The 22,230-nt window shown below is 73.3% G+C and carries 23 protein-coding genes; 11 read left to right on the forward strand and 12 right to left on the reverse strand.

Going from position 1 to position 22,230, the window contains the following annotated elements:
- Nucleotides 1-11: 11 nt before the first annotated feature.
- Nucleotides 12-797: an L-histidine N(alpha)-methyltransferase gene (locus BT341_RS38440; protein ID WP_072480898.1), complete on the forward strand. Its 786-nt coding sequence runs from the start codon at nt 12-14 to the stop codon at nt 795-797.
- Nucleotides 798-885: 88 nt separating this feature from the next.
- Here the strand turns inward: BT341_RS38440 and BT341_RS38445 are convergent, their stop codons facing one another.
- Nucleotides 886-4,125 (reverse strand): tetratricopeptide repeat protein, encoded by a 3,240-nt coding sequence (locus BT341_RS38445; protein WP_072480899.1) that lies wholly within the window; start codon nt 4,123-4,125, stop codon nt 886-888.
- Nucleotides 4,126-4,366: 241 nt separating this feature from the next.
- Nucleotides 4,367-5,095 carry an alpha/beta fold hydrolase gene (locus BT341_RS38450; protein WP_072480900.1) on the reverse strand — a complete coding sequence of 243 codons (729 nt, stop codon included), beginning with the start codon at nt 5,093-5,095 and terminating at the stop codon, nt 4,367-4,369.
- Nucleotides 5,096-5,140: 45 nt separating this feature from the next.
- Between BT341_RS38450 and BT341_RS38455 the strand changes: the two genes are divergently transcribed.
- The 3 genes from BT341_RS38455 (at nt 5,141) to BT341_RS38465 (ending at nt 8,152) form a co-directional block, all read left to right on the forward strand.
- The gene (locus tag BT341_RS38455; RefSeq protein WP_072480901.1) at nt 5,141-6,403 is read left to right on the forward strand and encodes a cytochrome P450; all 1,263 of its coding nucleotides are present in this window, start codon (nt 5,141-5,143) and stop codon (nt 6,401-6,403) included.
- Nucleotides 6,403-7,314, forward strand: coding sequence for a LysR family transcriptional regulator (locus BT341_RS38460; protein ID WP_072480902.1), 912 nt, complete (start codon nt 6,403-6,405; stop codon nt 7,312-7,314). Before BT341_RS38455 ends, BT341_RS38460 begins: the two co-directional genes overlap by 1 nt.
- 91 nt (nt 7,315-7,405) lie before the next feature.
- A complete protein-coding gene (locus BT341_RS38465) occupies nt 7,406-8,152 on the forward strand; it encodes an SDR family NAD(P)-dependent oxidoreductase (protein WP_072480903.1) in 747 nt (248 codons plus the stop codon).
- Nucleotides 8,153-8,169: 17 nt separating this feature from the next.
- On the opposite strand, the gene BT341_RS38470 is transcribed toward BT341_RS38465, so the two are convergent.
- Nucleotides 8,170-8,988 (reverse strand): carbon-nitrogen hydrolase family protein, encoded by an 819-nt coding sequence (locus tag BT341_RS38470; protein ID WP_072482409.1) that lies wholly within the window; start codon nt 8,986-8,988, stop codon nt 8,170-8,172.
- The gene (locus BT341_RS38475; RefSeq protein ID WP_072480904.1) at nt 8,985-9,779 is read right to left on the reverse strand and encodes a DUF1295 domain-containing protein; all 795 of its coding nucleotides are present in this window, start codon (nt 9,777-9,779) and stop codon (nt 8,985-8,987) included. The genes BT341_RS38470 and BT341_RS38475 overlap by 4 nt, the downstream gene beginning before the upstream one ends.
- A gap of 30 nt (nt 9,780-9,809) precedes the next feature.
- Here BT341_RS38475 and BT341_RS38480 point away from each other — a divergent pair, with 30 nt between their 5' ends.
- Both BT341_RS38480 and BT341_RS38485 read left to right on the forward strand, forming a co-directional pair.
- On the forward strand, nt 9,810-10,301 hold the full coding sequence (locus BT341_RS38480) for an EXPERA domain-containing protein (RefSeq protein WP_072480905.1): 492 nt from the start codon (nt 9,810-9,812) through the stop codon (nt 10,299-10,301).
- A gap of 11 nt (nt 10,302-10,312) precedes the next feature.
- Nucleotides 10,313-11,524, forward strand: coding sequence for a threonine synthase (locus BT341_RS38485; RefSeq protein WP_072480906.1), 1,212 nt, complete (start codon nt 10,313-10,315; stop codon nt 11,522-11,524).
- On the opposite strand, the gene BT341_RS38490 is transcribed toward BT341_RS38485, so the two are convergent.
- Nucleotides 11,521-11,874 (reverse strand): arsenate reductase family protein, encoded by a 354-nt coding sequence (locus BT341_RS38490; RefSeq protein WP_072480907.1) that lies wholly within the window; start codon nt 11,872-11,874, stop codon nt 11,521-11,523. The two genes, BT341_RS38485 and BT341_RS38490, sit on opposite strands and share 4 nt — an antisense overlap.
- A 54-nt stretch (nt 11,875-11,928) precedes the next feature.
- Between BT341_RS38490 and BT341_RS38495 the strand changes: the two genes are divergently transcribed.
- Nucleotides 11,929-12,528, forward strand: coding sequence for a TetR/AcrR family transcriptional regulator (locus BT341_RS38495; protein WP_072480908.1), 600 nt, complete (start codon nt 11,929-11,931; stop codon nt 12,526-12,528).
- Nucleotides 12,525-13,184 carry an enoyl-CoA hydratase/isomerase family protein gene (locus BT341_RS38500; protein ID WP_072480909.1) on the forward strand — a complete coding sequence of 220 codons (660 nt, stop codon included), beginning with the start codon at nt 12,525-12,527 and terminating at the stop codon, nt 13,182-13,184. The genes BT341_RS38495 and BT341_RS38500 overlap by 4 nt, the downstream gene beginning before the upstream one ends.
- Here BT341_RS38500 and BT341_RS38505 read toward each other — a convergent pair.
- The 3 genes from BT341_RS38505 to BT341_RS38515 form a co-directional block, all read right to left on the reverse strand.
- The gene (locus BT341_RS38505; RefSeq protein WP_245805249.1) at nt 13,165-14,064 is read right to left on the reverse strand and encodes a M48 family metalloprotease; all 900 of its coding nucleotides are present in this window, start codon (nt 14,062-14,064) and stop codon (nt 13,165-13,167) included. The genes BT341_RS38500 and BT341_RS38505 overlap by 20 nt on opposite strands.
- An 87-nt stretch (nt 14,065-14,151) precedes the next feature.
- The gene (locus BT341_RS38510) at nt 14,152-14,976 is read right to left on the reverse strand and encodes an NAD(P)H-binding protein (protein ID WP_072480910.1); all 825 of its coding nucleotides are present in this window, start codon (nt 14,974-14,976) and stop codon (nt 14,152-14,154) included.
- Nucleotides 14,977-15,029: 53 nt separating this feature from the next.
- The gene (locus tag BT341_RS38515) at nt 15,030-15,401 is read right to left on the reverse strand and encodes a YciI family protein (RefSeq protein ID WP_143168780.1); all 372 of its coding nucleotides are present in this window, start codon (nt 15,399-15,401) and stop codon (nt 15,030-15,032) included.
- A gap of 162 nt (nt 15,402-15,563) precedes the next feature.
- Between BT341_RS38515 and BT341_RS38520 the strand changes: the two genes are divergently transcribed.
- Nucleotides 15,564-16,646 carry a WD40/YVTN/BNR-like repeat-containing protein gene (locus tag BT341_RS38520; RefSeq protein ID WP_072480911.1) on the forward strand — a complete coding sequence of 361 codons (1,083 nt, stop codon included), beginning with the start codon at nt 15,564-15,566 and terminating at the stop codon, nt 16,644-16,646.
- 3 nt (nt 16,647-16,649) lie between these two features.
- On the forward strand, nt 16,650-16,934 hold the full coding sequence (locus BT341_RS38525) for a MoaD/ThiS family protein (RefSeq protein WP_072480912.1): 285 nt from the start codon (nt 16,650-16,652) through the stop codon (nt 16,932-16,934).
- Here BT341_RS38525 and BT341_RS38530 read toward each other — a convergent pair.
- Nucleotides 16,909-18,321: an MFS transporter gene (locus BT341_RS38530; RefSeq protein WP_072480913.1), complete on the reverse strand. Its 1,413-nt coding sequence runs from the start codon at nt 18,319-18,321 to the stop codon at nt 16,909-16,911. The genes BT341_RS38525 and BT341_RS38530 overlap by 26 nt on opposite strands.
- A 24-nt stretch (nt 18,322-18,345) precedes the next feature.
- Between BT341_RS38530 and BT341_RS38535 the strand changes: the two genes are divergently transcribed.
- Entirely contained in the window at nt 18,346-18,780 is a 435-nt protein-coding gene (locus BT341_RS38535; protein ID WP_072480914.1) for a MerR family transcriptional regulator, read from the forward strand.
- A gap of 41 nt (nt 18,781-18,821) precedes the next feature.
- On the opposite strand, the gene BT341_RS38540 is transcribed toward BT341_RS38535, so the two are convergent.
- From BT341_RS38540 to BT341_RS38555, 3 genes are all read right to left on the reverse strand, one after another.
- Entirely contained in the window at nt 18,822-19,676 is an 855-nt protein-coding gene (locus BT341_RS38540) for a dimethylarginine dimethylaminohydrolase family protein (protein ID WP_084743135.1), read from the reverse strand.
- Between the two features lie 374 nt (nt 19,677-20,050).
- Complete coding sequence (locus tag BT341_RS38550; RefSeq protein WP_218177816.1) at nt 20,051-20,506, reverse strand: hypothetical protein; 456 nt, start codon at nt 20,504-20,506, stop codon at nt 20,051-20,053.
- 373 nt (nt 20,507-20,879) lie between these two features.
- The gene (locus tag BT341_RS38555) at nt 20,880-22,211 is read right to left on the reverse strand and encodes a helix-turn-helix domain-containing protein (protein ID WP_072480917.1); all 1,332 of its coding nucleotides are present in this window, start codon (nt 22,209-22,211) and stop codon (nt 20,880-20,882) included.
- Nucleotides 22,212-22,230: the final 19 nt, after the last annotated feature.

Here is a 22,230-nt window from a genome sequence, read left to right on the forward strand (position 1 = left end):
ACGCTGGGCTCATGGACACCACTTACGTGCACGGGTACACCGCTCCCGAAGCCCGCCGCCTCGGCGACCAGGCCGACACGCTCGCCGAGCTGCTGCACGCCGGCACGGCCTACCCCGCCGGGAGCCGGGTGCTGGAGGTCGGCTGTGGCGTCGGCGCCCAGACCGTCCACCTCCTGGCCCGCAGCCCCCACGCGCGGCTGACCGCGGTCGACGTCTCGGCGGAGTCCCTGGCCGAGGCCAGGGCCAGGGTCGGGCCGGGCGTCGAGTTCCGCCAAGCCGACCTGTTCACCCTCGACGGCGAGTACGACCACCTTTTCGTGTGTTTCGTGCTGGAGCACCTCGCGGAGCCGGAAAAGGCGCTGACGCACCTGAAAACCCTGCTGCGGCCGGGCGGCACCATCACCGTGGTCGAAGGCGACCACGGGTCGGCGTTCTTCCACCCGCGCAGCGAGCACGCCCAGGCCGCGATCGGGTGCCTCGTCCGCCTGCAGGCCGGCGCCGGCGGCGACGCGCTCATCGGGCGGCGCCTGTACCCGCTGCTCGACGCCGCGGGGTTCGCCGAGGTGCGCGTCGAACCCAGGACGGTCTACGCCGACGCGTCCCGGCCCGCGCTGGTCACCGGCTTCACCCGCGACACGTTCACCGCGATGGTCGAAGGGGTCGGCGAAACCGCCGTCGCGCGCGGGCTCGCCACCGCGGACGGCTGGGCCCGCGGGGTCGCCGACCTGCACCGCACCACCGGGCCGGACGGCACCTTCCACTACACGTTCTTCAAGGCGACGGGACGGGCGTCGTGACCGCCCGGCGGCGGCTCGCGGGCAGCACGGACGTCGTAGACCGCGATCTGCAGCGGGTCGAACACGACCTCGGCGCGCTCGAACGCCGTTACCCGGCGACGCGGTCCAAAGCCGTCAAGTGGTTCCTGACCCGCCTCGCGCCGGGCAGGCACTCCCCGGCGTAACAGGCCAGCGCGCGTTCCCAGTGCCCGCGCGCCGCCTCCGGGTCGCCGAGTGCGCAGCGGACCTCGCCCAGCCCGCAGTGGGCGCGTCCCTCCTCGGGACGGCAGCCGGTTTCCTTCGCCACGGCAAGGGCTTCCCGGTGGTGGCGCAGCGCGTCGGAGTACGCGCCCCGCGCCGCCGCCACCGCGCCGAGGCTGTTGAGCACCCGCGACTCCACGCCGCGGTCACCGCATTCGCGGGCCAGGCCCAGTGCCTCTTCGAGGTGCTGGGCCGCTTCGTCCGGCCTGCCCTGCGCCAGCCGGACGTCACCGAGGTGCTTCAGGGCGACGCTGCGGTTCGTCGGGCTGCCGGTCTCCCGCGCGATGTCCAGTGCCCGCCGCAGGTGGGCCGCGGCTTCCGGGTACCGGCCCCGCGCGTGCTCGATGTCGCCGAGGATGCCCAGCGCGTAGCCCTCGCTCACCCGCACGCCCATGGCGCGGAAGTGGTCCAGTCCCGCCTCCAGCGCCCGCGCGGCTTCGTCGTGGCGGCCCAGCGCCGAGAGCGAGTCACCCATGTTGACCAGGGCGTAGCCCTCGCTGGTGCGGTCGGCGGTGTCGCGGGCCAGTGCACGCGCCTGTTCGAGGTGGCCGATCGCCTCGCCGTACCGGCCGATGCCGCGGCAGGAGCAGCCGAGCACCACCAGCACCAGGCCTTCGCTGGTGCGGTCGCCGGTTTTCCGGGCCAGCGCTAGGGCTTCCGTCGAGTACGTGATCGCTTCGGCGAAACGGCCCAGTGCCCGGCAGACCAGGCCGAGCGTGTTGAGCACGTGGATCTCGGTGCGCCGGTCACCGGTTTCGCGGACGAGCACGAGCGCTTCTTCCAGGTACCGCAACGCTTCCCGGGACCGGCCGACCCGCCAGTGGCCGAGCGCGATCAGCGTGAGCGGCTCGGCTTCGGCGGCCCGGTCGCCGGCGTCGCGGGCCAGCGCCGACGCGTGCGTGTGCAGCACGAGCGCTTCCTCGTGGTAGCCGCCGACATCGAGGTAGTGCCACAGGATCCCGGACAGCAGCCGCAGGTGCTCGGCCCACCCGTGCCGGGTCGCGTACGCGGCGACCGCGAGGAGGTTGCGGCGCTCGGCCTCCAGCCACGCCTGCGCGTCGGGCACCTCGGCCCCGGGGGCCGGCACCACCGGCCGCAGGTGCCGTTCCTGCGGCAGGACGGCGTCCATGGCCTGCGCCGCCGACCGGACGTAGAAGTCGAACAGCCGCTCCCGCGCCGCGTGGCTCCCGGCCGGATCGGCGGCCGCCAGTTCGGCGGCGTAGACCCGCAGCAGGTCGTGCTGCTGGACGCGGTTCCCGCCGGTCTCCTGCACGAGGTGGGCGCGCACCAGCGCGCCGGTCAGCCGTTCCGCCTCCGGCAGCGTGACGTCCGCGAGTGCGGCGATCGCCGACGGCGTCAGGTCCCGGCCCGGGTGCAGCCCGCAGAGCCGGAACACGCGCGCGGCGTCGGCCGGGAGATGCCGGTAGGACCACGAGAAGACGGCGCGGACGGCGGTCAGCGGGTCGCCGCCGCCGTCCAGGAGATCGAGGCGGCGCTGTTCGTCGGCCAGCTCGGCCGCGAGCGCCGCCAGCCGCTCCCCGGGCCGGCTCAGCGCCAGCTCGGCCACCAGCCGCAACGCCAGCGGCAGCCGGGCCGCGTAGCCGATCAGCGCCGCGGTGGCGTCCGGTTCGTCCTCGGCACGCCGGCCGAGCAGCGTCCGGAGCAGGTCCAGGGCCTCGTCCCCGGTCAGCAGGTCGACGAGCACGCGGCGGGCGCCGTGCCGGGCGACCAGGCCGGGCAGGGCGTCCCGGCTGGTCACCAGCACCAGGCAGGACGGCGAGCCGGGCAGCAGCGGCCGGACCTGCCCGACCGAGCCGGCGTTGTCCAGCAGCAGCACCATCCGGCGGCCGGCGAGCAGGGTCCGGAACTTCGCGGCCCGCTCGTCGGGGTCGGCCGGGATGTCCGCGCCGCCGACGCCGAGGGCGCGCAGGAACCCCGACAGCGCGTCGCCCGGTTCGACCGGGCTGACCGTGCCGTAGCCGTGCAGGTCGAGGGAGAGCTGGCCGTCCGGGAACCGGTCGCGGTGCCGCTGGGCCCAGTGGACGGCGAGCGCGGTCTTGCCGACGCCGCCGGTGCCGGACAGCACGGCGATGCGCGCGCCGGGATCGCCGCCCGCCAGGAGCGCGTCCAGCTCGGCCAGCTGGGCGGCGCGGCCGCGGAAGCCGGTGACGTCCGCGGGCAGCTGCGCGGGGACGCGGGAGGGCGGGGCCGGGGCGGCGAAGTCCTGCCGCAGCACCTGGCGCTGGGCCGCGCGCAGCTCGGGGCCGGGCTCGATGCCCAGCTCGGCCGCCAGCCGCCGCCGGATTTCCTCGAACACGCCGAGCGCGGCGGCCTGCCGGCCGGACGCGGCCAACGCCAGCATCAGCCGGGCGTGCGCGGACTCGTCGAGCGGCTCCTCGGCGGTCAGCGCCCGCAGCTGCACCGCCGCGTCCTCGGGGTCCGCGACCTCGGCGTAGGCCATCACCGCCTTCGCGCGCTTCATCGCCAGCGCGAGCCGGGCGGGGTGCTGGCGCAGCCGTTCGACGTCGGCGAGCGCCGGACCGCGCCACAGCTCGAGCGCCTCGCGGTAGGCGCCCTTCTCCAGCAGCGCCTCGAAGCGCAGCAGGTCGAGGTCGTCCTCACCGGCCGCCAGCCGGTAGCCGCCCTTGTCGGTGGCGATCAGGCCGGCCGGGCGCAGCGCGCGCCGCAGCCGCGCCACGTAGGTGTGCAGCAGGTCCAGGCACGACGGCGGCGGTTCCGCCCAGACGACGTCGACGAGATCCTCGCGCCGCACGGTCCGGTTCGGCTGCAGGGCCAGCATCGCCAGCAGCAGGCGTTGCTTCTCCGCGCCGATCTCCACCGGCGAATCCCCGCGCCGCACGGTGAGCGGCCCCAGCACGCCGATGCGGACCGGCTCGGGCGGGGCCTCGGCAAGCGCTTCCCGCAGCCGCCGTTCCGTCTCCGGCCGGGGCCGCCGCACGCTGCCGAGCTCGGCGTTGCGCACCGCGCGCAGGCTCAGCCCGGCCCGCCGCGCGAGCTGGGCCTGGGTCAGGCCGGCGAGCAGACGCCGTTCCCGCAGCCATCCGGCGAACGACAGGCCTTCCTCCACAGGCGTCCTCTCCCCGCGTGCGCGTCGGCGAACGTACCGCTCCAGCATCACGATCGTGCCGCCTCAGCTGTACCACCGAACGGCGAAGATGACCGTTTCCGCAGGTACCGACGGTGACGACAACGCGGCGGAGGAGTACAGGCGCTCGTCCACCCGCGGTTCATAGGCTTTCTCGGGTCCGGTGGTGGCGAGGGGTTCGGAAGCAGCCGTCGCATGGGGTACGACGGCTGCCCCCGAGCCTTCAGACGCCGAAGCGCTCCAGCAGGGCGCGCACGGCGGCTGGGTCCTCGACGTGGGCGTTGTGCCCGAGGCCGGCGAGGACGACCGCGTCCGGGTCGAGCGCGCGCAGCTGCTCCGGACGGCTCATCGGGTCGTGCTCGCCCGCGGCCAGCACCACCGGGCACCGCGCCGCGGCGAGCAGCGCCGGCATGTCCGGGGCACCGACGCCGAACGCGGCCGGGTCCATCGCGAGGCGCCAACCTCCCTCGGTCTCGCGAAGCCCGGCCGGGTCGGCGGGCGCGATGCCGAGCAGCCCGGACACCTTCAGGTAGGCCTGCTCGGCGTCTTCGCGGGTCTCGAACACGCGAGGCGGGCGGGCGGCGAACGTCGCGGCGCGGCCCAGGTCGTCCTGGCTCCACTCGGCTTTCACCCCGAGCGCCAGCACGCCGTCGACCTCGACGCCGTACTTGCCGGACGCCAGCTCGAGCGCCAGCACTCCGCCGAGCGAGTGCCCGGCGACGACGTAGGGTCCCGTGCCGGGCAGCGCCCGCGCGACGGCGGCCGCGAGCGTCCCGAAGCTGTAGTGCGGCAGCGGCGAAGACGGGCCGTGGCCCGGCAGGTCGGGCACCAGCACGCGCCGGTCGAGCAGGACGGAGAAGTGGGCCCAGACGGCGCCGGTCGCGCCCAGGCCGTGCAGGAGCAGCACGGCGGGTTCGCCCTGGCCGCCGGTGCGCATGTTCAGGGTGTCCATCCGGGCAGCCTCCCTCATCGCCGTGGCCGCGGCTAGGGTCGGTCCGTGGGCATCACCGATCCGGACACCTACGTGCGCGGTGTCCCGTACGACGAGCTGGCGCGGCTGCGGCGCGAGTCGCCGGTGGTGCGCGTCGACGACTTCTGGGCCGTGCTGCGCCACGCCGACGTGCGGCGCGTGCTGCGGGATCCCGGGCTGTTCTCCTCGCAGCTCGGCGGGACCCAGATCCGCGACCCGGCCACCGAAGCCGACCTCGCCTACGTGCGCCGGATGATGCTCAACATGGACCCGCCGGAGCACGGCAGGCTGCGCGGGCTGCTCACCAAGGCCTTCACGCCCCGGGCCGTCGCGAAGCTCACCGAGCGGATCGAGACGCAGGCGCGGGCCCTGATCGCCGCGGTCGCCGGCCGGGGCGAATGCGACTTCGCCCAGGTCGCCGCCGATCTGCCGCTGCTCACCCTGGCCGCGGTGTTCGGCGTGCCCGAGCAGGACCGGCGGCTGATGTACGACTGGAGCAACCGCGTCATCGGCTACCAGGACGCCGAGTACGCGGTGAGCGCGACCGTCTCCCCCGCCGAGGTGACCGAGCTGGCGCGGGCCGCGCTCGCCGTCCGGCCGTCCCCGGGCCCGGACGGGTCGATGCCCGACCCGCGCACGCGCGCCGGGATGCCGGACCTCTACGCGTACGCCAACGCGCTCGGCGAGTACAAGCGCTCGCACCCGGGCGAAGACGTGATGAGCAACCTGATGCGGCACGTCGGCGACGACGGCGGCCGCGTCTCGCTCGCCGAGTTCGAGAACCTGTTCTGGCTGTTTTCCGTGGCGGGCAACGAAACCCTCCGCAACGGGCTGCCCGGCGGCATGCTGGCCCTGCTGTCGCACCCCGGGCAGTACCGGCGGCTGCTGGCCGACCGCTCGCTGCTGCCGTCGGCGGTCGAGGAGATGCTGCGGTGGTGGACGCCGGTGATGCACTTCCGGCGGACCGCGACCGCGGACACCCGGCTGTCCGGTGTGGACATCCGGGCCGGGGACAAGGTGGTCGTCTGGTTCTCCGCCGCGAACCGCGATCCGGATGTGTTCGCCGAGCCGGACACCTTCGACATCGGCCGGTCCCCCAACGACCACCTGACCTTCGGCCACGGCCCGCACTTCTGCCTCGGCGCGCACCTGGCCCGCGTCCAGCTGCGGGCGATGTTCGCCGCCGTGCTCGACCTGCTCGGCGAAGTCCGCCTGGCCGGCGACCCGGTCCGGCTGCGGTCGAACTTCCAGAACGGGCTGAAGTCGCTGCCGATCCGGTGGGAACGCTGATGGAGCTGCGCGAGCTGCGGGCGTTCGTCGCGGTCGTGGAAGCGGGCGCCATGTCCAAGGCGGCCCGGCGGCTGCACGTCAGCCAGCCCGCGCTGTCCCAGACGATCACCGCGCTGGAACGGCGGCTCGGCGTCCGGCTGCTGGTGCGCACGAGCACCGGCGTCCGGGTCACCGACGCCGGGACGACGCTGCTCGCCGAGGCCCGCGGTGTGCTGGCGCGCCACGACCAGGCTCTCGCCGCCATGGCCCGGCACGCGAAGACCGGCGGCGGCGTGCTGCGCGTCGGCGTCCCGCTCGAGCTGCCGCCGGAACTGCTGCCGACGGCGCTGGACCGGCTGGCGCAGGCGTACCCGGACACCCGGGTGCAAGCCCGGCACCTGTCGTCGGTGGCCCAGGTCAGCGCCCTGCGGGCCGGTGAGCTGGACGTCGGGCTGGTCCGCGAGCGCCCGGCAGGCGCCGACCTGGACGCGGCCCTCGTCGTCGAGGAGAACGTCGGCGTCCTGCTGGCGGCGGACGTTGCCGAGAAGCTCGCCGGGCCGGACGGCGTGCGGCTGGAGTCACTGGCCGGGCTGGACTGGTTCGCCTTCGCCCGCGCCGGCAGCCCGGCCTGGTACGACGAGCTGGCGGCCATCCTGCGCAGCCACGGCCTCGATGTCGGCCCGGACGTGCCGGAGGAGCAGCGGCTGATCGTCGAGCTCAAGATCCCGGCGGTCAGCGCGGGCGGGGCCTACGCGTTCGCCCCGCCCGGGTGGCCGTACCCGCTGCCGGACACGGTCCGCTGGTCGCCGCTGGCCGGCAACCCGATCATCCGGCGGACCTGGGCCGTGTGGCCGGCGACGTCGCACCGGCGTGACCTCGCGGCGTTCGTCGCCGCGCTGGAAGACCATCAGCCACGCCGATCACGGGCATAAGGAGCGCCGAACGGCGATCCGGAAGCCCGGACGGGCGGTTCGCCTTGCACCCGGCGACCGGGGAAACACCCCGGCGACGAGGAGCTGAACCATGACTGCACAACTGTCCGGGACGACGGCGCTGGTGACCGGCGGGACCAGCGGGATCGGCCGGGCCACGGCGGTCGCGCTGGCCGGGCTCGGGGCGCACGTGGTGCTGTCCGGGCGCGACGCCACGCGCGGCGCCGCAGCCGTCGAGAGCATCCGTGCGGAGGGCGGCAAGGCGGACTTCGTCGCGGCCGACCTGACGGACGCGTCGTCGGCGCGTTCGCTCGCCGAGCGGGCGCGCGAGCTGGGCGGCCACATCGACGTGCTGGTGAACAACGCCGGGATCTTCCCGGCCGGCCCCACCGCGGAAACGACCGAAGCGGACTTCGAGCGGGTCTACGCGACGAACGTGAAGGTGCCGTTCTTCCTGGTCGCCGAGCTGGCGCCGGAGATGGCGGCGCGCGGGCACGGCGCGATCGTGAACGTGTCCACGATGGTCGCGTCGCGGGGCATGGCGGGCATGGCGCTGTACGGCTCGTCGAAGGCGGCGATCGAGCTGATGACCAAGGCATGGGCGGCGGAGTTCGGGCCGTCGGGGGTGCGGGTCAACGCGGTGAGCCCGGGCCCGACGCGCACGGAAGGCACGGCGGCCTTCGGCGACGGCCTGGACGAGCTGGCGGCGGCGGGCCCGGCGGGCCGGCCGGCGTCCCCGGCGGAGATCGCGGGGGCGATCGCGTTCCTGGTGACGGCGGACGCGAGCTTCGTCCACGGCGCGATCCTCCCGGTGGACGGCGGCCGGCTGGCGGTCTGAGCCCGGCCGGGACGGCGTCACCTCAGGAAGGTGACGCCGTCCCGGGGCCGTTCGTCCACGGTCAGCGAGAAGACATCCGGCCGCGCGTAGTGTCCCGAGACGTCCAGGCTGTGCCGTGCGGCCACGACGTCCTCGACGTCGATCTCCGCCGTGACCAAGCCTTCCGCGTCCCGCAGCGGTCCGGCCAGCACGTCACCCAGCGGGCCCACGACCACGCTGCCGCCGCGGAACGGGTCGTCGCCCGCAGCCTCGTACGGGCAAGCGGAAATCACGAAGCACCGGCCCTCGTCGGCGATGTGGCGCATCGACGCCTGCCAGACGTCACGGTCGTCCGCCGTGGGGGCGCACCAGATCTCGACGCCCTTGGCGTACATCGCCGCGCGCAGCAGCGGCATGTGGTTCTCCCAGCAGATCGCGGCGCCCGCGCGGCCCGCCGCCGTCGGGACCACCGGGAGGGTCGAACCGTCGCCACGGCCCCACACCAGGCGCTCGCGCGCCGTCGGGACCAGGTTGCGGTGCTTGGCGACCAGCCCGTGCGCCGGGTCGAGGAACACCGCCGTGCTGTACAGCGTCGAGCCGTCGCGCTCGACCACGCCGGCGACCAGGACCGCGCCGGTCCGCGCCGCCAGCCCGGCCAGTTCCGTCACTTCGGGGCCCGGCACCGTCACCGACGCGCGGAAGTACTCCGCGAACGGTTCTCCGCGCGGGTACCCGCCGAGCACCGCCTCCGGCAGCACCACCAGGGAGGCGGCCGACGCCCGCATTTCGTCCTCGAACGCCAGGATCCGCGCCGGCGGCACGCCCGTCCCGATCTGGAGCGCCGCGACGGCCGTCATCCGCGGACCGGGGCGCGCCGGGGCCGCCACGGGATCACCGCCGACGTCCGGCGCTGGTAGTCCGCGTACTCCGGGTAGCGGGACTTGCTGATGCTCTCGGTGAACCGCGTCGAGCCCACGAACAGCAGGGTCAGCAGGACCGCGCCGGCGACCGTCCACTGCGGACCGCCCGCCACGACGCCGAACGCCGCGATCACCCACCACTGCGCCTGCTCGAAGAAGAAGTTCGGGTGCCGCGAGTAGCGGAACAGCCCGGTCTGGAGGAACCGCGTCGGCGCGCGGCCCGCGTGCTTCTCGCGGTGGAACTCCCACTGCTGCTGGTCCGCGACCGTCTCGCCGGCCAGGAACGCCGCGAACACCACCGCCAGCACGACGTCCCACACGCCGAACCCGCCCCGGTTCTGCAGCGCCGTCAGCGCCGGCAGCGTGATCAGCAGCAGGATCGCGTTCTGGTACAGCGAGATGAAGAAGAAGTTGAACACCTGGAACTGCCACGGCGCAATCCGCTCGCGCAGCACCGCCCAGCGGTAGTCCTCGCCGCCGCGGGCGTAGCCACCCTTCCGGGCGAAGTTGAACGTCAGCCGGATGCCCCACCCGGTCACCAGCGCGCACATCACGTCCAGCCGCGCGTCCGCCCAGTCCGCCGCGCCGGCGAAGATCGCCACGTAGGCGATCGGGATCAGCGACCAGATCCGGTCGACCCAGGAGTACTCCCTGGTCAGCACCGACAGCAGCCAGGTCCCCAGCGTGGCACCGGCGAAGACGTACAGGCACACCCGCAGCGCGTCCATGTCCTCACCTTAGGACCTAGGATCGGCGGCATGAACCTGCCGCTGCGGGACCGGAAGATCGACGTCTTCTTCGCAGTGCTGTTCGCGGCCTTCACGGTGACGTCGCTGATCAGCGACCTGCTGCCGACCGTCGGGGTCGACTTCTCCCGCCCGACCGGCAACTTCTTCGTCGACTCCAACCACTGGTACGCCCACGACGCCGACCCGCTGTTCATGCACCCGCCGGACTGGATGCGGATCGTCACCGGGCTCTCGGCGTTCGGCTACCCGCCCTTCTACGTGGTGCTCGTCTTCGCGCTGCTGACCGGGAAGAACTGGGTCCAGCTGCCGTCGGTGGTCTACGCGACCATGATCGTCACGCTGACCGGGATCGTCGTGTTCGGCGTCGAGTTCTTCGGCGACCCGGCCACGCGCACCGGCAACCCGGCGAAGTTCCTCGCCTTCAACCTGCCCTACGTCCTGGTGCCGCTCCTGCTGCTGGTCCGGATGCGCAAGCCACTCCCGTTCACCCGCCGTTTCTGACCGGAGGCGCCGTGCCGTACTCGTTCCTCAGCCATCTCGAATGCTCCCGCACCGGCGAGCGCCTGGACGCCGACACCGTCCAGGGCCTGTCGCCGGCGGGCGCGCCGCTGCTCGCGCGGTACGACCTCGACGGCGTCCGCGAAGCCGTGACGCCGAAGGAGATCGCCGGCCGGGAGCCGACGCTGTGGCGCTACCACGAGGTGCTGCCGGTGCGTTCGCCCCAAAGTGTGGTCAGTCTCGGCGAGGGCCTGACGCCGTTGCTGCGCCTGCCGCGTTACGGCCGGGAACTCGGGCTGTCGCGGCTGTGGATGAAGGACGAAGGACTGGTCCCGACCGGCACGTTCAAGGCGCGCGGTGCCGCGGTCGGCGTCTCGCGGGCGGCCGAGCTGGGCGTGCGCGGCATCGCGATGCCGACGAACGGCAACGCGGGCGCGGCCTGGGCGTTGTACGCGGCCCGCGCGGGCCTGACGAGCCTGGTCGCCATGCCGGCCGGCGCGCCCGCGATCACCATGCGCGAGTGCGTCGCCGCGGGCGCCGAGCTGTACCGGGTGGACGGTCTCATCGGCGACGCGGGCCGGCTCGTCGGCGCGGCGGTGAAGCGGCGCGAAGGCGTCCAGGACGTCTCGACGCTGAAGGAGCCGTACCGCATCGAAGGCAAGAAGACGATGGGGTACGAGATCGCCGAGCAGTTCGGCTGGCGGCTGCCGGACGTGATCCTCTACCCCACCGGCGGCGGGGTCGGGATCATCGGGATCCACAAGGCACTGCGGGAGATGCTGGCGCTCGGCTGGGTTTCCGGGCCGCTGCCCCGGCTCGTCGCCGTCCAGGCCACCGGGTGCGCGCCGATCGTCACCGCGTTCGAGCGGGGCGCCCGCGAAAGCGAGCCGTTCCCGGACGCGCGCACGGCCGCCTTCGGCATCACCGTTCCCAAGGCACTGGGCGACTTCCTGGTGCTCGACGCGGTGTACGCGACCGGCGGCACCGCGGTCGCCGTCACCGACGACGAACTCCTTGCGGCGCAACGGGAACTGACCGAGCGTGAAGGCACGTTCGTGTGCCCCGAAGGCGGGGCGTGCTTCGCCGCGTTGCGGCACCTGCGCGAGTCGGGGTGGCTTTCCGGCGACGAAGACGTCGTGGTCCTGAACACCGGCGCCGGGATCAAGTACCCGGAGACGGTGCCGCTTGACGTGCCCCTCCTGCCGAAGGACGGCGAGATTCCCTAAAGGACCGAACGCACCGTGTCCGGGTCGCGGGCGACGACCGTCGTGCCGTCGTCGGCCGTGATGATCGGGCGCTGGATCAGCTTCGGGTGCTCGGCCAGCACCGCGATCCAGCGGGCGCGGTCGTCCGGCGTGCGGCCCCACGTCTTGAGGCCGAGTTCCTTCGCGATCGGCTCCGCGGTGCGCGTGATGTCCCACGGTTCGAGGCCGAGGCGCTCGAGCACGGCTTCGAGCTCGGCCGGCGTCGGCGGGTCCTCGAGGTAGCGGCGCACGGTGTACTCCGCGCCGGCTTCGTCCAGCAGCGACACCGCGGACCGGCACTTCGAGCACGCCGGGTTGATCCAGATCTCCACGCCCGGCAGCTTACCGCCCTGGTTTTGGAGCACGTGTTCTGTTACGGTCGCGGCGTGCCCCGGCCCCGCGTCCACGACCTCGACCGGCTGCTCGACGTCACCGAGCAGCTGGTCGCGTCGTCGGGGCTCGGGAACGTCACCGTGCGGGCCCTGGCCGCGGCCGCCGGCGTGCCGAACGGCACGATCTACCACGCTTTCGGCTCGCTCAACGCGTTGCTGGCCCGGGCCTGGCTGCGCGCGGCGACCGCGTTCCTCGACCTGCAGACCGCGCTCGTGGACGAAGCGGCGACGCCGGTGGAGGCCGTGGTCGCCGCGGCCGGCGCCCCCGCGGTGTTCGCCGCCCGCCGTCCCGCCGGCGCGCGGATGCTGCTGACGACCAAGGCCGACCGGCTCTTCGGGCCCGAACTGCCCGAAGAGCTGGCCGACGCCCTGCACGCGCTCGACAAACGCCTGGTCACGCTGCTCGTGCGGCTCGCCAGGATGCTCTGGGACCGCGGCGACGGCCTGGCCGTCGAGGTCGTCACGACGTGCGTTGTCGACCTGCCGACCGCGCTGTTCCGGCGCGACCTCACCGACCCACTGGTACGGGACCGGCTCGCCGCCGCGGTGCGCGCCGTGCTGACCGTGCCCCCGCGAAAGAAGGACCGGCCGTGACCGACCCCGTATCCGTGCTGCACCTCGGCGACGGCGAAAACCGCTTCTCCCCGGACTGGCTGCAGCGCGTCCACTCCTTTTTGGACGGTGTGGACGGCGCGCTGGTGACCACCGGCGGCGGCAAGTTCTACTCGAACGGCCTCGACCTCGCCTGGCTGACCGAACACGGCGACCAGGCGGCGCAGTACGTCGCCGACGTGCAGGAGCTGTTCGCACGCGTGCTGACGCTGCCGGTGCCGACGGTGGCGGCGGTCAACGGCCACGCGTTCGGCGCGGGCGCGATGCTGGCGATGGCGCACGACTTCCGCGTGATGCGCGCCGACCGCGGGTATTTCTGCTTCCCGGAGGCGGACATCGACATCCCGTTCACGCCGGGAATGGCGGCGCTGGTCCAGGGGAAGCTGACACCGTCGGCGGCGATCGCGTCGATGACGACGGGACGGCGTTTCGGCGGCGCGGAAGCGCTGGCGGCGGGCCTGGTGGACGAGACGGCGGCGCAGACGGAACTGCTGGCGGTGGCGAGCGACCGCGTCCGGGCGCTGGCGGGCAAGGACCGCGGCACACTGGGCGCGATCAAGGCGACGATGTTCGCGCCCGCGGTGACCGCGTTGCGCGGAGCGGCGGTCGCGACGGGGTTCAGCGCTTCAGCCGGGTGATCCGGTCGATGTGCGCCGGGTGCCCGGCCAGCACCCGCGGCCACAGGCGCCGCTCGTCGCCGCGGTTCAGCACGATCCACTGCTTCAGCAGGGCGATCAGCTCCGGGCCGTAGCCCAGGCGCGCGGCCATCCGGTCGGCGCGGTACTCGCCGAGCCGCTTCGACCAGGCGAGGACCGGGCCGAGCAGCGGCGTCAGCAGCAGCCACGGGTCGAGGAACGCCAGCACGGTGAGCACGCCCAGTCCGAGCAGCACGGTCACGAGCACGACCACGGCCCGGCCGAAGGGCGCGAAGGCCCGGCCCACGAACGGCACGGCGAGCGCCAGCAGCCGCACGAGCCGCGCCAGGACCCGCGCGGGCAGTTCGAGCCACCAGACCAGCAGCGACGCGCGCGTGTGCCCGGCCAGGTGGTGGCCCAGTTCGTGGGCGAGGATCGCCGCGAGGCCCGGCGGCGGGAGGTCGAGCGCGGCGCGCGTCACGGCGACGGTCCGGCCGCCCGCGGCGAAGGCGTTCAGCTCCCGCGAACGCTCGATCCACAGCCGGTAGCGGCCGCTGTCGACCCCCGCGGCGGCGCAGACGGCCTCCCAGCTCGGGGTGAGCCGGGCGAGTTCCCGCTGGGTGGGGGCGCGCAAGCCGAACAGCAGCGGCAGCAGGAAGTGCTCGAACGCGGGCACGAAGGTGACGGCACCGGCCGGCACCCAGCAGGCCGGAATCACCCAGAAGCAGTCAGGCCAGAGAAGCTTCCCGAGGAGCGCGAGCACGAGCAGCCCACTGGCGACGACGGGCACCGCGAGCACGACGGCGAGAACGGCGGAGACGTCGGGCCAGGCCACGCCCGGCACGGCGAGCGGGTCAGACCGCTCCGCCTCGTCCCCGCTCACCCGCGCCCCCAGTGGTCGACAGCGCCACCACCTTGGCGTGCACCGCGCCGGAGCACAACGGCCTTCCGCCGGATGGCCGCTCCTTCGTCAGCGGAAGGCGTCCGCGTGCGCCGCCGCCCAGCCGGCGAACGTGCCGGGCTGTCGTCCCGTCACCTCCGCCACCGTCGGGTACACCGTCGCCTCGTCCAGCGTTCCGCCGACGTAGAAGTCCCAGAACGCTTCCACGTACTCGCGCGGCATGCTCGCCTCCAGCTCCGCGCGCGTCTCCTCGTCCGAGAGGCCCACGAACTCCAGGTCCCTCCCGAGCACCTCGGCCAGCACCGCGACCTGGTCGGCCGGCCGCAGCGCCACCGGGCCGGTCAGCTCGTGGATGCGTCCTTCGTGACCGCCCGCGAGCGCGCGCACCGCCACCGCCGCGATGTCCGCCGGGTCGATGCACGCCACCGGGACCTCCGGGAACTGCGCGCGGACCGTGTCGCCCTCGCGCAGCTGCGGCAGCCAGCGCAACGCGTTCGACATGAACGCCCGCGGCCGCAGGAACGTCCACTCCAGACCCGATTCGCGCACGGCGCGCTCGGCCAGCGTCATGTACGCCGACACCGCGTTGTCCATTTTCGCCAGCGCGGCCGAACCGCCGGACAGCAGCACGATCCGGCGGACACCCGCCTCGCGCGCCCGCGCCAGCATGCCGGGCATGTCGTGGTAACCCGCCAGCAGGAAGACCCCGTCGACGCCCTTCAGCGCGTCGCCGAGGCTGCCCGGGTCGTTGAGATCGCCCAGCGCCGCTTCGGCGCCGTCCGGCAGGGCCGCGTCCGGACGGCGCACCAGCGCCCGTACCGGTTCGCCCGCCTTCGCCAAGGCCGAGACCACTTCCGCGCCCACATTGCCGGTGGCGCCGGTGACCAGGAACATCTGTGTTACCCCCAGAGTCGGTTCCCGGGCAGCCTAGCGCCACCGGCGCGCGGTCAGTCCTGCGCCGGGAGCTCGTCGAACTCGACGACCTGGCGGATCTCCACCTCGATCTCGGAGTCGAACAGCTCGGCGTACCGCTTGGCGAACTCGACGGCCTCCGCCCGGTCCGCCGCGTTGATCAGCGCGAACCCGCCGATGACCTCCTTGGCCTCGGCGAAGGGCCCGTCGGTCACGCGGATCGCCGCGCCGCGGGGCTTGCGGACCAGCGCGCCCTTGTCCGTCTTGTGCACGCCCTCCGCGGTGATCAGGATGCCCTTCTCGGCCGCCTCCTGGACGAACCCGCCCATCTTCCGCACGAACTCCGGGCTGGGGTTCCACGACTGCGGGTCGTTCTCGTCGATCCGGTGCATCATGAGGAAACGCATGGACTTGCTCCCTGGTCTCGTCGGCCGGGGCCCGGGTCGTCCCGGGCTCGCTGACCGGCCTTCACCCCCGCGTCGATCGGCCGCGCGCGGCCCTCGACATTTTTCCCCGGAGATTTTTCCGGCAGAGTACTGTGACACCGGTCACTTCGAGGGAGGGCCCTGATGACTGTCGTGCTCGCGATCGGGACGCGCAAGGGACTGTGGCTGGCGACCAGCGCCGACGACCGGGCGAGCTGGGAGGTGACCGGCCCGCACCACGCGATGACCGAGGTGTACGCGGTCGGCATCGACACGCGCCGGGCCACGCCGCGGCTGCTCGCCGGGGTCACCAGCGAGCACTACGGGCCGAGCGTGGCCACCAGCGACGACCTGGGCGCATCCTGGCACGAACCGGACCACGCGCCGATCGCGTTCCCGCCCGACACGGCCGAATCCCTCGTCCGCGCCTGGCAGCTCGTGCCGGGGCCGCCGGCCGAGCCGGACGTCGTCTACGCCGGCACCGAGCCGTCCGCCCTGTTCCGGTCGGCCGACGGCGGCCGCACCTACGAGCTGGTCCGCGGCCTGTGGGACCACCCGCACCGGCAGCACTGGACGCCAGGAGGCGGCGGCAAGGCGATCCACACCGTGCTGCCGGACCCGGTGGACCCGGCCCGCGTGACCGTGGCGATGTCGACCGGCGGCGTCTACCGCACCGAGGACGGCGGCGCGACCTGGGCACCCCGCAACACCGGCATCAAGGCCGTCCACGTGCCCGACCCGTTCCCCGAATACGGCCAGTGCGTGCACAAGGTCGCGATGCACCCGAGCGCGCCGGAGGTGTTCTTCGCCCAGGTGCACCACGGCGTCTACCGCAGCGACGACGCCGCGGCGACCTGGCAGTCGATCGCCGATGGCCTGCCCAGCGACTTCGGCTTCCCCATCGTCGTCCACCCGCACCGGCCGGACGTGATCTACACGTTCCCGCTGGTCGCCGACGCCATGCGGTTCCCGCCGGACGGCCGGTGCCGGGTGTACCGCAGCGAGGACGCCGGGAAGTCGTGGGCGGCCGTGGGGCCCGGCCTGCCCGACGGGTACTGGGCCGGCGTGATGCGTGACGCGATGTGCGCCGACGACGCCGACCCGGCCGGGATCTACTTCGGGTCGCGGACCGGCGACGTCTACGCCAGCCGGGACGAGGGCGACAGCTGGCGGCTCGTCGCCGCGCACCTGCCCGACGTGCTGTGCGTCCGCGCCGCGACGGTGTGAGCCGTGCGGATCACCGTGCTGGTCCCCGGCACCCTGCGGGACAAGACGGGCGGCGAGTCACGCCTGGAGGTCGAGGTCGCCGAGCCCGCCACGCTCGGCAGCCTGCTCGACGCGCTCGCCGGCCGGTACCCGGCGCTGGAGCGGCGGCTGCGTGACGAGCAGGCGGGGCTGCGCCGCTACGTCAACTTCTACGTCGACGGCGAGGAGTGCCGCCACCGCGGCGGCGCTTCGGCGGTGCTGCGCGACCGCGGCGAGGTGCAGATCATCCCGTCGGTGGCCGGGGGCTGACCGGCACGCCCTCGACCTCGTCGAACAGCGCCGCCGCGCGCCGGGCCGTCTCCGCCGCGCGGCGTCCCGTGCTGACCAGCGCGAGGACGAGGACGGCGACGCCGAGCGCGGCGACCAGCCACCACACGGTGCCGGCGCCCGGGAGCGTCCCGGCGAGCGCGACCCCCAGCGTGGTGCCCGTCTGCCGGCCCGCCGACGCCAGCGAACCGGCCACCCCGGCCATCGACCGCGGCATCCCGGAGATCGCCGTGTTCGTGATCGGCGGGTTGACCATGCCGAGGAAGACGCCGAACAGCAGGGAGACGGCGAGCACGAGCGGCAGCGGCGTCGCCGGGCCGAGCCACGCCGACGCGGCTCCGCCGAGGGCGAGCGCGGCACCGGCGACGACCAGCGGCACCCTGGGGCCGCGCGTCCCGGTCAGCCGGCCCGCCCGCGGGGACAGCAGCAGGACCAGCACGCCGACGGGCAGCAGGCACAGCCCGGCCGACAGCGCCGTCATGCCGCGCGTGTCCTGCAGGTACTGGGTGGTGACGAAGAGGAAGACACCGAACGCGCAGAGCGCGAACAGCGCCATGAGGATCGCCGAGCCGAACGCGACGCTGCGGAACAGGCGCAGCTCGAGCAGCGGGTCGGCGCGGCGCGGCTCGTGGCGCAGCAGCCCCAGCACGCCGAGCCCGGCGAGGACGAGCAGCCCGAGGATGACCGGCGACGTCCAGCCCAGCCGGCGCGCCTCGATGATGGCTTCCACGACACCGCCGAGCACGACGACCACGAGCACCTGCGCCACCGGGTCGAACCGGCGGGCCCGCGCCGCGCGGGATTCGGGCACGAACAGCGCGGTCGCGACGATCGCGGCGGCGACGATCGGCACGTTCACCCAGAAAACGGATCGCCAGCCGAAGGCGTCGACGAGCGCGCCGCCGAGGATCGGGCCGAGCGCCAGCGCCAGGCCGGACATCGAGCCGAACACGCCGATGGCGCGGGCCCGCTCGGCCGGGACGGGATAGACCGTGGTCACGATGGCCAGCGCCACCGGGTTGAGCATGGTGCCGCCGACGGCCTGCACCGCGCGGGCCGCGATCAGCCAGCCGATGCCGGGCGCCAGGCTGCACAGCAGCGAGCCCAGCCCGAAGACGGTGAGGCCGGTCAGGAAGACGCGCTTGCGGCCGAACCGGTCGGCGGTCGAGCCGGCGAGCACGAGGAAGCCGGCCAGCACGAGCGTGTAGGCGTCGACCGTCCACTGCAGACCGGAGACGGAGGCGCCGAGATCGCGGCGGATCGACGGCAGGGCGACGGTGACGATGGAGATGTCCATCACCGCCACGACGATGCTGACGCAGCAGACGGCCAGCACGAGCGCCGGGCGGCGCGGAGTCGGGACGTTCATGGGAGCGACGCTAGGATTTAGAGCGTGCTCGAAGTCAAACCGATCCCCGAGGCCGGGCTGACCATCGCGGAGGCGGCCCGCCGCACCGGGGTCAGCGCGCACACGCTGCGCTACTACGAACGAGCGGGCCTGGTGGTCACGCAGGTGGACCGCACTTCCGGCGGCCGGCGCCGCTACCGGAAGCTGGACCTGGACTGGATCAGGATCTGCACCAAGCTGCGCGCGACGGGCATGCCGATCAAGCTGATCCGCCGTTACGCGGAACTGGTCAGCGCGGGCCGCGGCAACGAGCAGGAGCGGCTGGCGCTGCTGGAGTCGCACCGGGCCGACGTGGTGGCGAAGCTGGCCGAGCTGGCGGAGAACCTGAAGCTGATCGACCGGAAGATCGGCGTGTACCGCGGACGCCTGGAAGCCGGCGACGCGGACGACCTCTGGGCACCGGGCGCGCGTCGTGAGTGAGAAACAGGGTCGGAATCCTGTTTCTCACCCACGACCTCCGGTCAGGCCGGGTTGTCCAACGTCAACGCCGTGCAGCGGATGCCACCGCCGCCTTTGCGCAGCTCCGTCGTGTCCAGTTCCACCACTGCCAGCCCCTGTGCCCGCAGGTCCGCCGCGAGGTGGGGCGCGCCGGCGGTCATCGTGACCGTCCGGCCGTCGCTGACGAGGTTCAGCGCGAACCGCGCCGCTTCGGCCGGCCGCACGGGAATCAGCTCCAGCCCGAGCCCGCGCAAGGTCCGCAGGCTGGGCTGGTCGAGGGCTTCGGGGTTGTACGCCAGTGTCCGCCCGGGCCGGATCACGGCGACCGCCAGGTCGAGATCGTACCACCGGGCGCTCGTCGTGCGCAGGCCGACGACCTCGTAGCCGAGGTGCCGGGCCAGCACCCGGTGCACCCGGGCGTCGGTTCGCCGGCCGTGTGCGGCGAGGAGCAGATCGCCACACGCCAGCGCATCCCCTTGGCCACTGAATGCGTACGGCGTGTCGGTGACGTCGAACCCGTTGGCCTCCAGCCAGGCCCGGTAGTGCGGCGTTTCCGGGGCGCGCTCGGGCGGGAGCGTCGCGAGAACGGCCCGGTCTCCGCGGACCACCGCCGCGTTGGCGGTGTAGGTCATGTCCGGGCACATCGGGTCGGCCTCGACGAACTCCACCGTACGACCGGCCGCCAGGTGGGCGGCGACGATGCGGTCGTGCTCGGCGACGGCGGCCGCCGGATCGGGCTGGACGTCGGTGTGCATGTACGGGTTGATCTCGTAGTCGATCCGGAAGTACTTCGCCGAACACATGAGCAACCTGCGGTGGGAAAGCTGTTCCGCACTACCGGACGCGGACGCCGATGCGGTGGGGACGGTGCTGGTCATTCTTCGCTCTTTCGTCGGACGGACGGGACGGACAGCGGGCCCCACGGGCGGGGCACGCCCGGCCATCCCTGCCGCACCGCGTCCGGGCGCACGCCGGCAGTTGCCGGGAAAGAGCCGGGAACTCCTGGACGGACGGCGGCTCAGCCCAGCCGGCGAAGCTGCAACAGCTCGACGGTCAGCGTCAAGTCCGCGTTCGAACGGGCTTCGTCGAGCCGCTGCCCCGCCGTGCTGAGCCGGTTGACGGCCGCGGCGGCGCGCCGGGCCCTGCCCCGGACGCGACCCCGGCAGCCGGATGTGTCCGGCGTGCTGTGCGCGCGGCCGGGGTGTCCGGCCGGATCGGGACAGTTCCGCGGACAGCGGAGCAAGGGCGGAAGTCATCGGTTCGCGTTCAGGAAACCGATGAAGACGGCACCCCACCAGCAGACCTGCGACAGCACTGTCGCCGCACCGCCCCGCAGGAGCAGACGCCGCCCGGGGGTGCCGACGACCGCGCTCATCCGCCGTCCCAGCACCGCGACGTGCACGCCGTTGACGGTGAGTGCCAGCACGAGGCCGAGCTTCACCAGGGTGAGCGGCGAACGCAGGTCGGGCTGGAGGAACGTGCCGCTGGCCACGAGCCCGGTCAGGCCGGTCCACACGAGCAGGTGCAGCCGCGAGGTGCTGCGCACCGCCTCGGCGAACGTCACGCGACGCAACAGCCAGAGAGCGAAGAAGTAGTCCGCCACCAGGACCGCGCCGAAGCCGACGACGAGCGACGCCAAGTGGGCGAACAAGGCGATCGAGTGCCACGCCGGGCCCGGAGCCACCCGGGCCGAAAGCCAGATCGCCACTCCGAGCAGGAAGATCGCGGCGGCAGCGGCGAAAAAGGCCGGTATGCCCGGAATTCTCGACCGAGCGGATCGGCTCCGGCGGCCGTGATCATCGGGCACGGCGAGCGGATCGGGTTCGGTCACGCGTACCGGAATGTGGTCGTCGAGCATCGCCATGTCCTTCCGGAGGAAAACGCACCGGCACCTCCGCCGACGATTTCGCAAATCGCGGAACATCGAGTGCCGTTCTTCTCCTGCAATTACAGGTCATCGCACACCTTGGTGGCGACCCTTGACCGCGGAAGACAATTAACGACGATCGCGGAACCGGCCCGAAAAAGGAGGGACACGGTCAGGCGGCGGGTGCCCCCACCCACCGCCCCGACCTGGGTGATCAGGCCGCCGGCGCGGAGCCGGCGACGGTGAGCTCGTTCGGCATGGCTTCGGCGACGCGGAGGACGAAGGCCCGCACCAGCGGCGACAACCGGCACGCGCCGGTGCCGTGGTGCCAGTGGGCGAGCAAGCCTGCGTCGGCGATCTCTTCGACCAGCTGCTCGTCCCGATCGGTCGCCACCGGCAACGGCTCCTCGGCCGACGACCGGGCAAGCCGCCACAGCATTTCCCGCGCCGCCGGGTTGAGCATGCCGTACGCCGAGCGCAGCATCTCCAGCACCGACAGGTCTCCGACGCTCAGCCAGTCCAGCGCCTGCCCGTGATCGCACCAGCCCTCGACGACTCGTCGTAAGGTGAGGTGCGGCCTGGAGGCGATCTTGCGCAAAGCGATGTCCAGCGCGATCGGGAGGTCGCCGCAGAACTCGGCCAGGCGATCCCGTTCCGCACCGGCGGCGATGCCGAGGTGCGAAAGCGCCGTGGCGATCATGGCGATGGAGTCCCCGCGCGACAGCGGGGCGAGCTGCAGGCGGCGGACGTCGCGCAGGCCGAGCAGCCGGTTACGGCTGACCAGGAGGATCGTGCTCGTGGTCGTTTCGGCCAGCAGGGGCCGCACCTGACATTCGTCCCGGACGTTGTCCAGCAGGACCAGCAGCCTCCGCTCGGCCAGCAGCGTGCGGTACAGGCCGATGCGGTGGTCGAAGCTCCCGCCGAGCTGTTCGTCCGAGACGCCCAGCGCCCGGAGCAGACCGTCGAGCACGTCCGGCAAGCTCGGTGCGGTCGGTGCCGCTCCGCCGTGGCGGGGCCCGCCGAGATCGGCGTAGAGCTGACCGTCGGGCCGCTCCACGGCCACCCCGTGGGCGTAGTGGAGGGCCAGCTCGCTCTTTCCCACCCCCGCAGGCCCGCTGATCACCACGGGAGTGTCACCCGGGGTACGAAGCCAGGCCAGCTCCGCCGCACGGCCGACGAACCCCCGCGGCCGCTGCGGCAGCTGCGCCGGATGCGGCAGGTCCCCGCCGCGCCAGCGCCGCCACGGCTGCCGTTCCTTCCGCCCTCGTGACGAGGGCTCCGCATAACTGCCTGTCGCGGTGTACCAATACTGCCGCCAAGCGCGCTCGTCGCCACCGCACGCGGCCACGAAGGCCAAGGTGACCTGCAGTGACGGCAGGCGATTGCCGCTCGCCGCGCTCGACAGGACCGACGAGGAGAACATCGCGGACCGGGCCATTTCACGATATGTCGGATTGCCCGCCCGCGCACGAAGGGCCCTCAGCTCCTGCGCGAATTGGCTGGCGACGCCACCTGCTGCGTTGACCGGCTTTTCGGGTCTGCCCATGACATTTCCTTCCCCTAAC

This window comes from Amycolatopsis australiensis (genome assembly GCF_900119165.1).
GTDB lineage: Bacteria > Actinomycetota > Actinomycetes > Mycobacteriales > Pseudonocardiaceae > Amycolatopsis > Amycolatopsis australiensis.

Bases quoted from the DNA above. Each gene is read 5' to 3' on its own strand.
- BT341_RS38555 (WP_072480917.1), bottom strand. From the start codon at position 22,211: ATGGGCAGACCCGAAAAGCCGGTCAACGCAGCAGGTGGCGTCGCCAGC.
- BT341_RS38465 (WP_072480903.1), top strand. From the start codon at position 7,406: ATGACTGCACAACTGTCCGGGACGACGGCGCTGGTGACCGGCGGGACC.
- BT341_RS38520 (WP_072480911.1), top strand. From the start codon at position 15,564: ATGACTGTCGTGCTCGCGATCGGGACGCGCAAGGGACTGTGGCTGGCG.
- BT341_RS38515 (WP_143168780.1), bottom strand. From the start codon at position 15,401: ATGCGTTTCCTCATGATGCACCGGATCGACGAGAACGACCCGCAGTCG.
- BT341_RS38530 (WP_072480913.1), bottom strand. From the start codon at position 18,321: ATGAACGTCCCGACTCCGCGCCGCCCGGCGCTCGTGCTGGCCGTCTGC.
- BT341_RS38480 (WP_072480905.1), top strand. From the start codon at position 9,810: ATGAACCTGCCGCTGCGGGACCGGAAGATCGACGTCTTCTTCGCAGTG.
- BT341_RS38460 (WP_072480902.1), top strand. From the start codon at position 6,403: ATGGAGCTGCGCGAGCTGCGGGCGTTCGTCGCGGTCGTGGAAGCGGGC.
- BT341_RS38540 (WP_084743135.1), bottom strand. From the start codon at position 19,676: ATGACCAGCACCGTCCCCACCGCATCGGCGTCCGCGTCCGGTAGTGCG.
- BT341_RS38440 (WP_072480898.1), top strand. From the start codon at position 12: ATGGACACCACTTACGTGCACGGGTACACCGCTCCCGAAGCCCGCCGC.
- BT341_RS38510 (WP_072480910.1), bottom strand. From the start codon at position 14,976: ATGTTCCTGGTCACCGGCGCCACCGGCAATGTGGGCGCGGAAGTGGTC.
- BT341_RS38470 (WP_072482409.1), bottom strand. From the start codon at position 8,988: ATGACGGCCGTCGCGGCGCTCCAGATCGGGACGGGCGTGCCGCCGGCG.
- BT341_RS38475 (WP_072480904.1), bottom strand. From the start codon at position 9,779: ATGGACGCGCTGCGGGTGTGCCTGTACGTCTTCGCCGGTGCCACGCTG.
- BT341_RS38450 (WP_072480900.1), bottom strand. From the start codon at position 5,095: ATGGACACCCTGAACATGCGCACCGGCGGCCAGGGCGAACCCGCCGTG.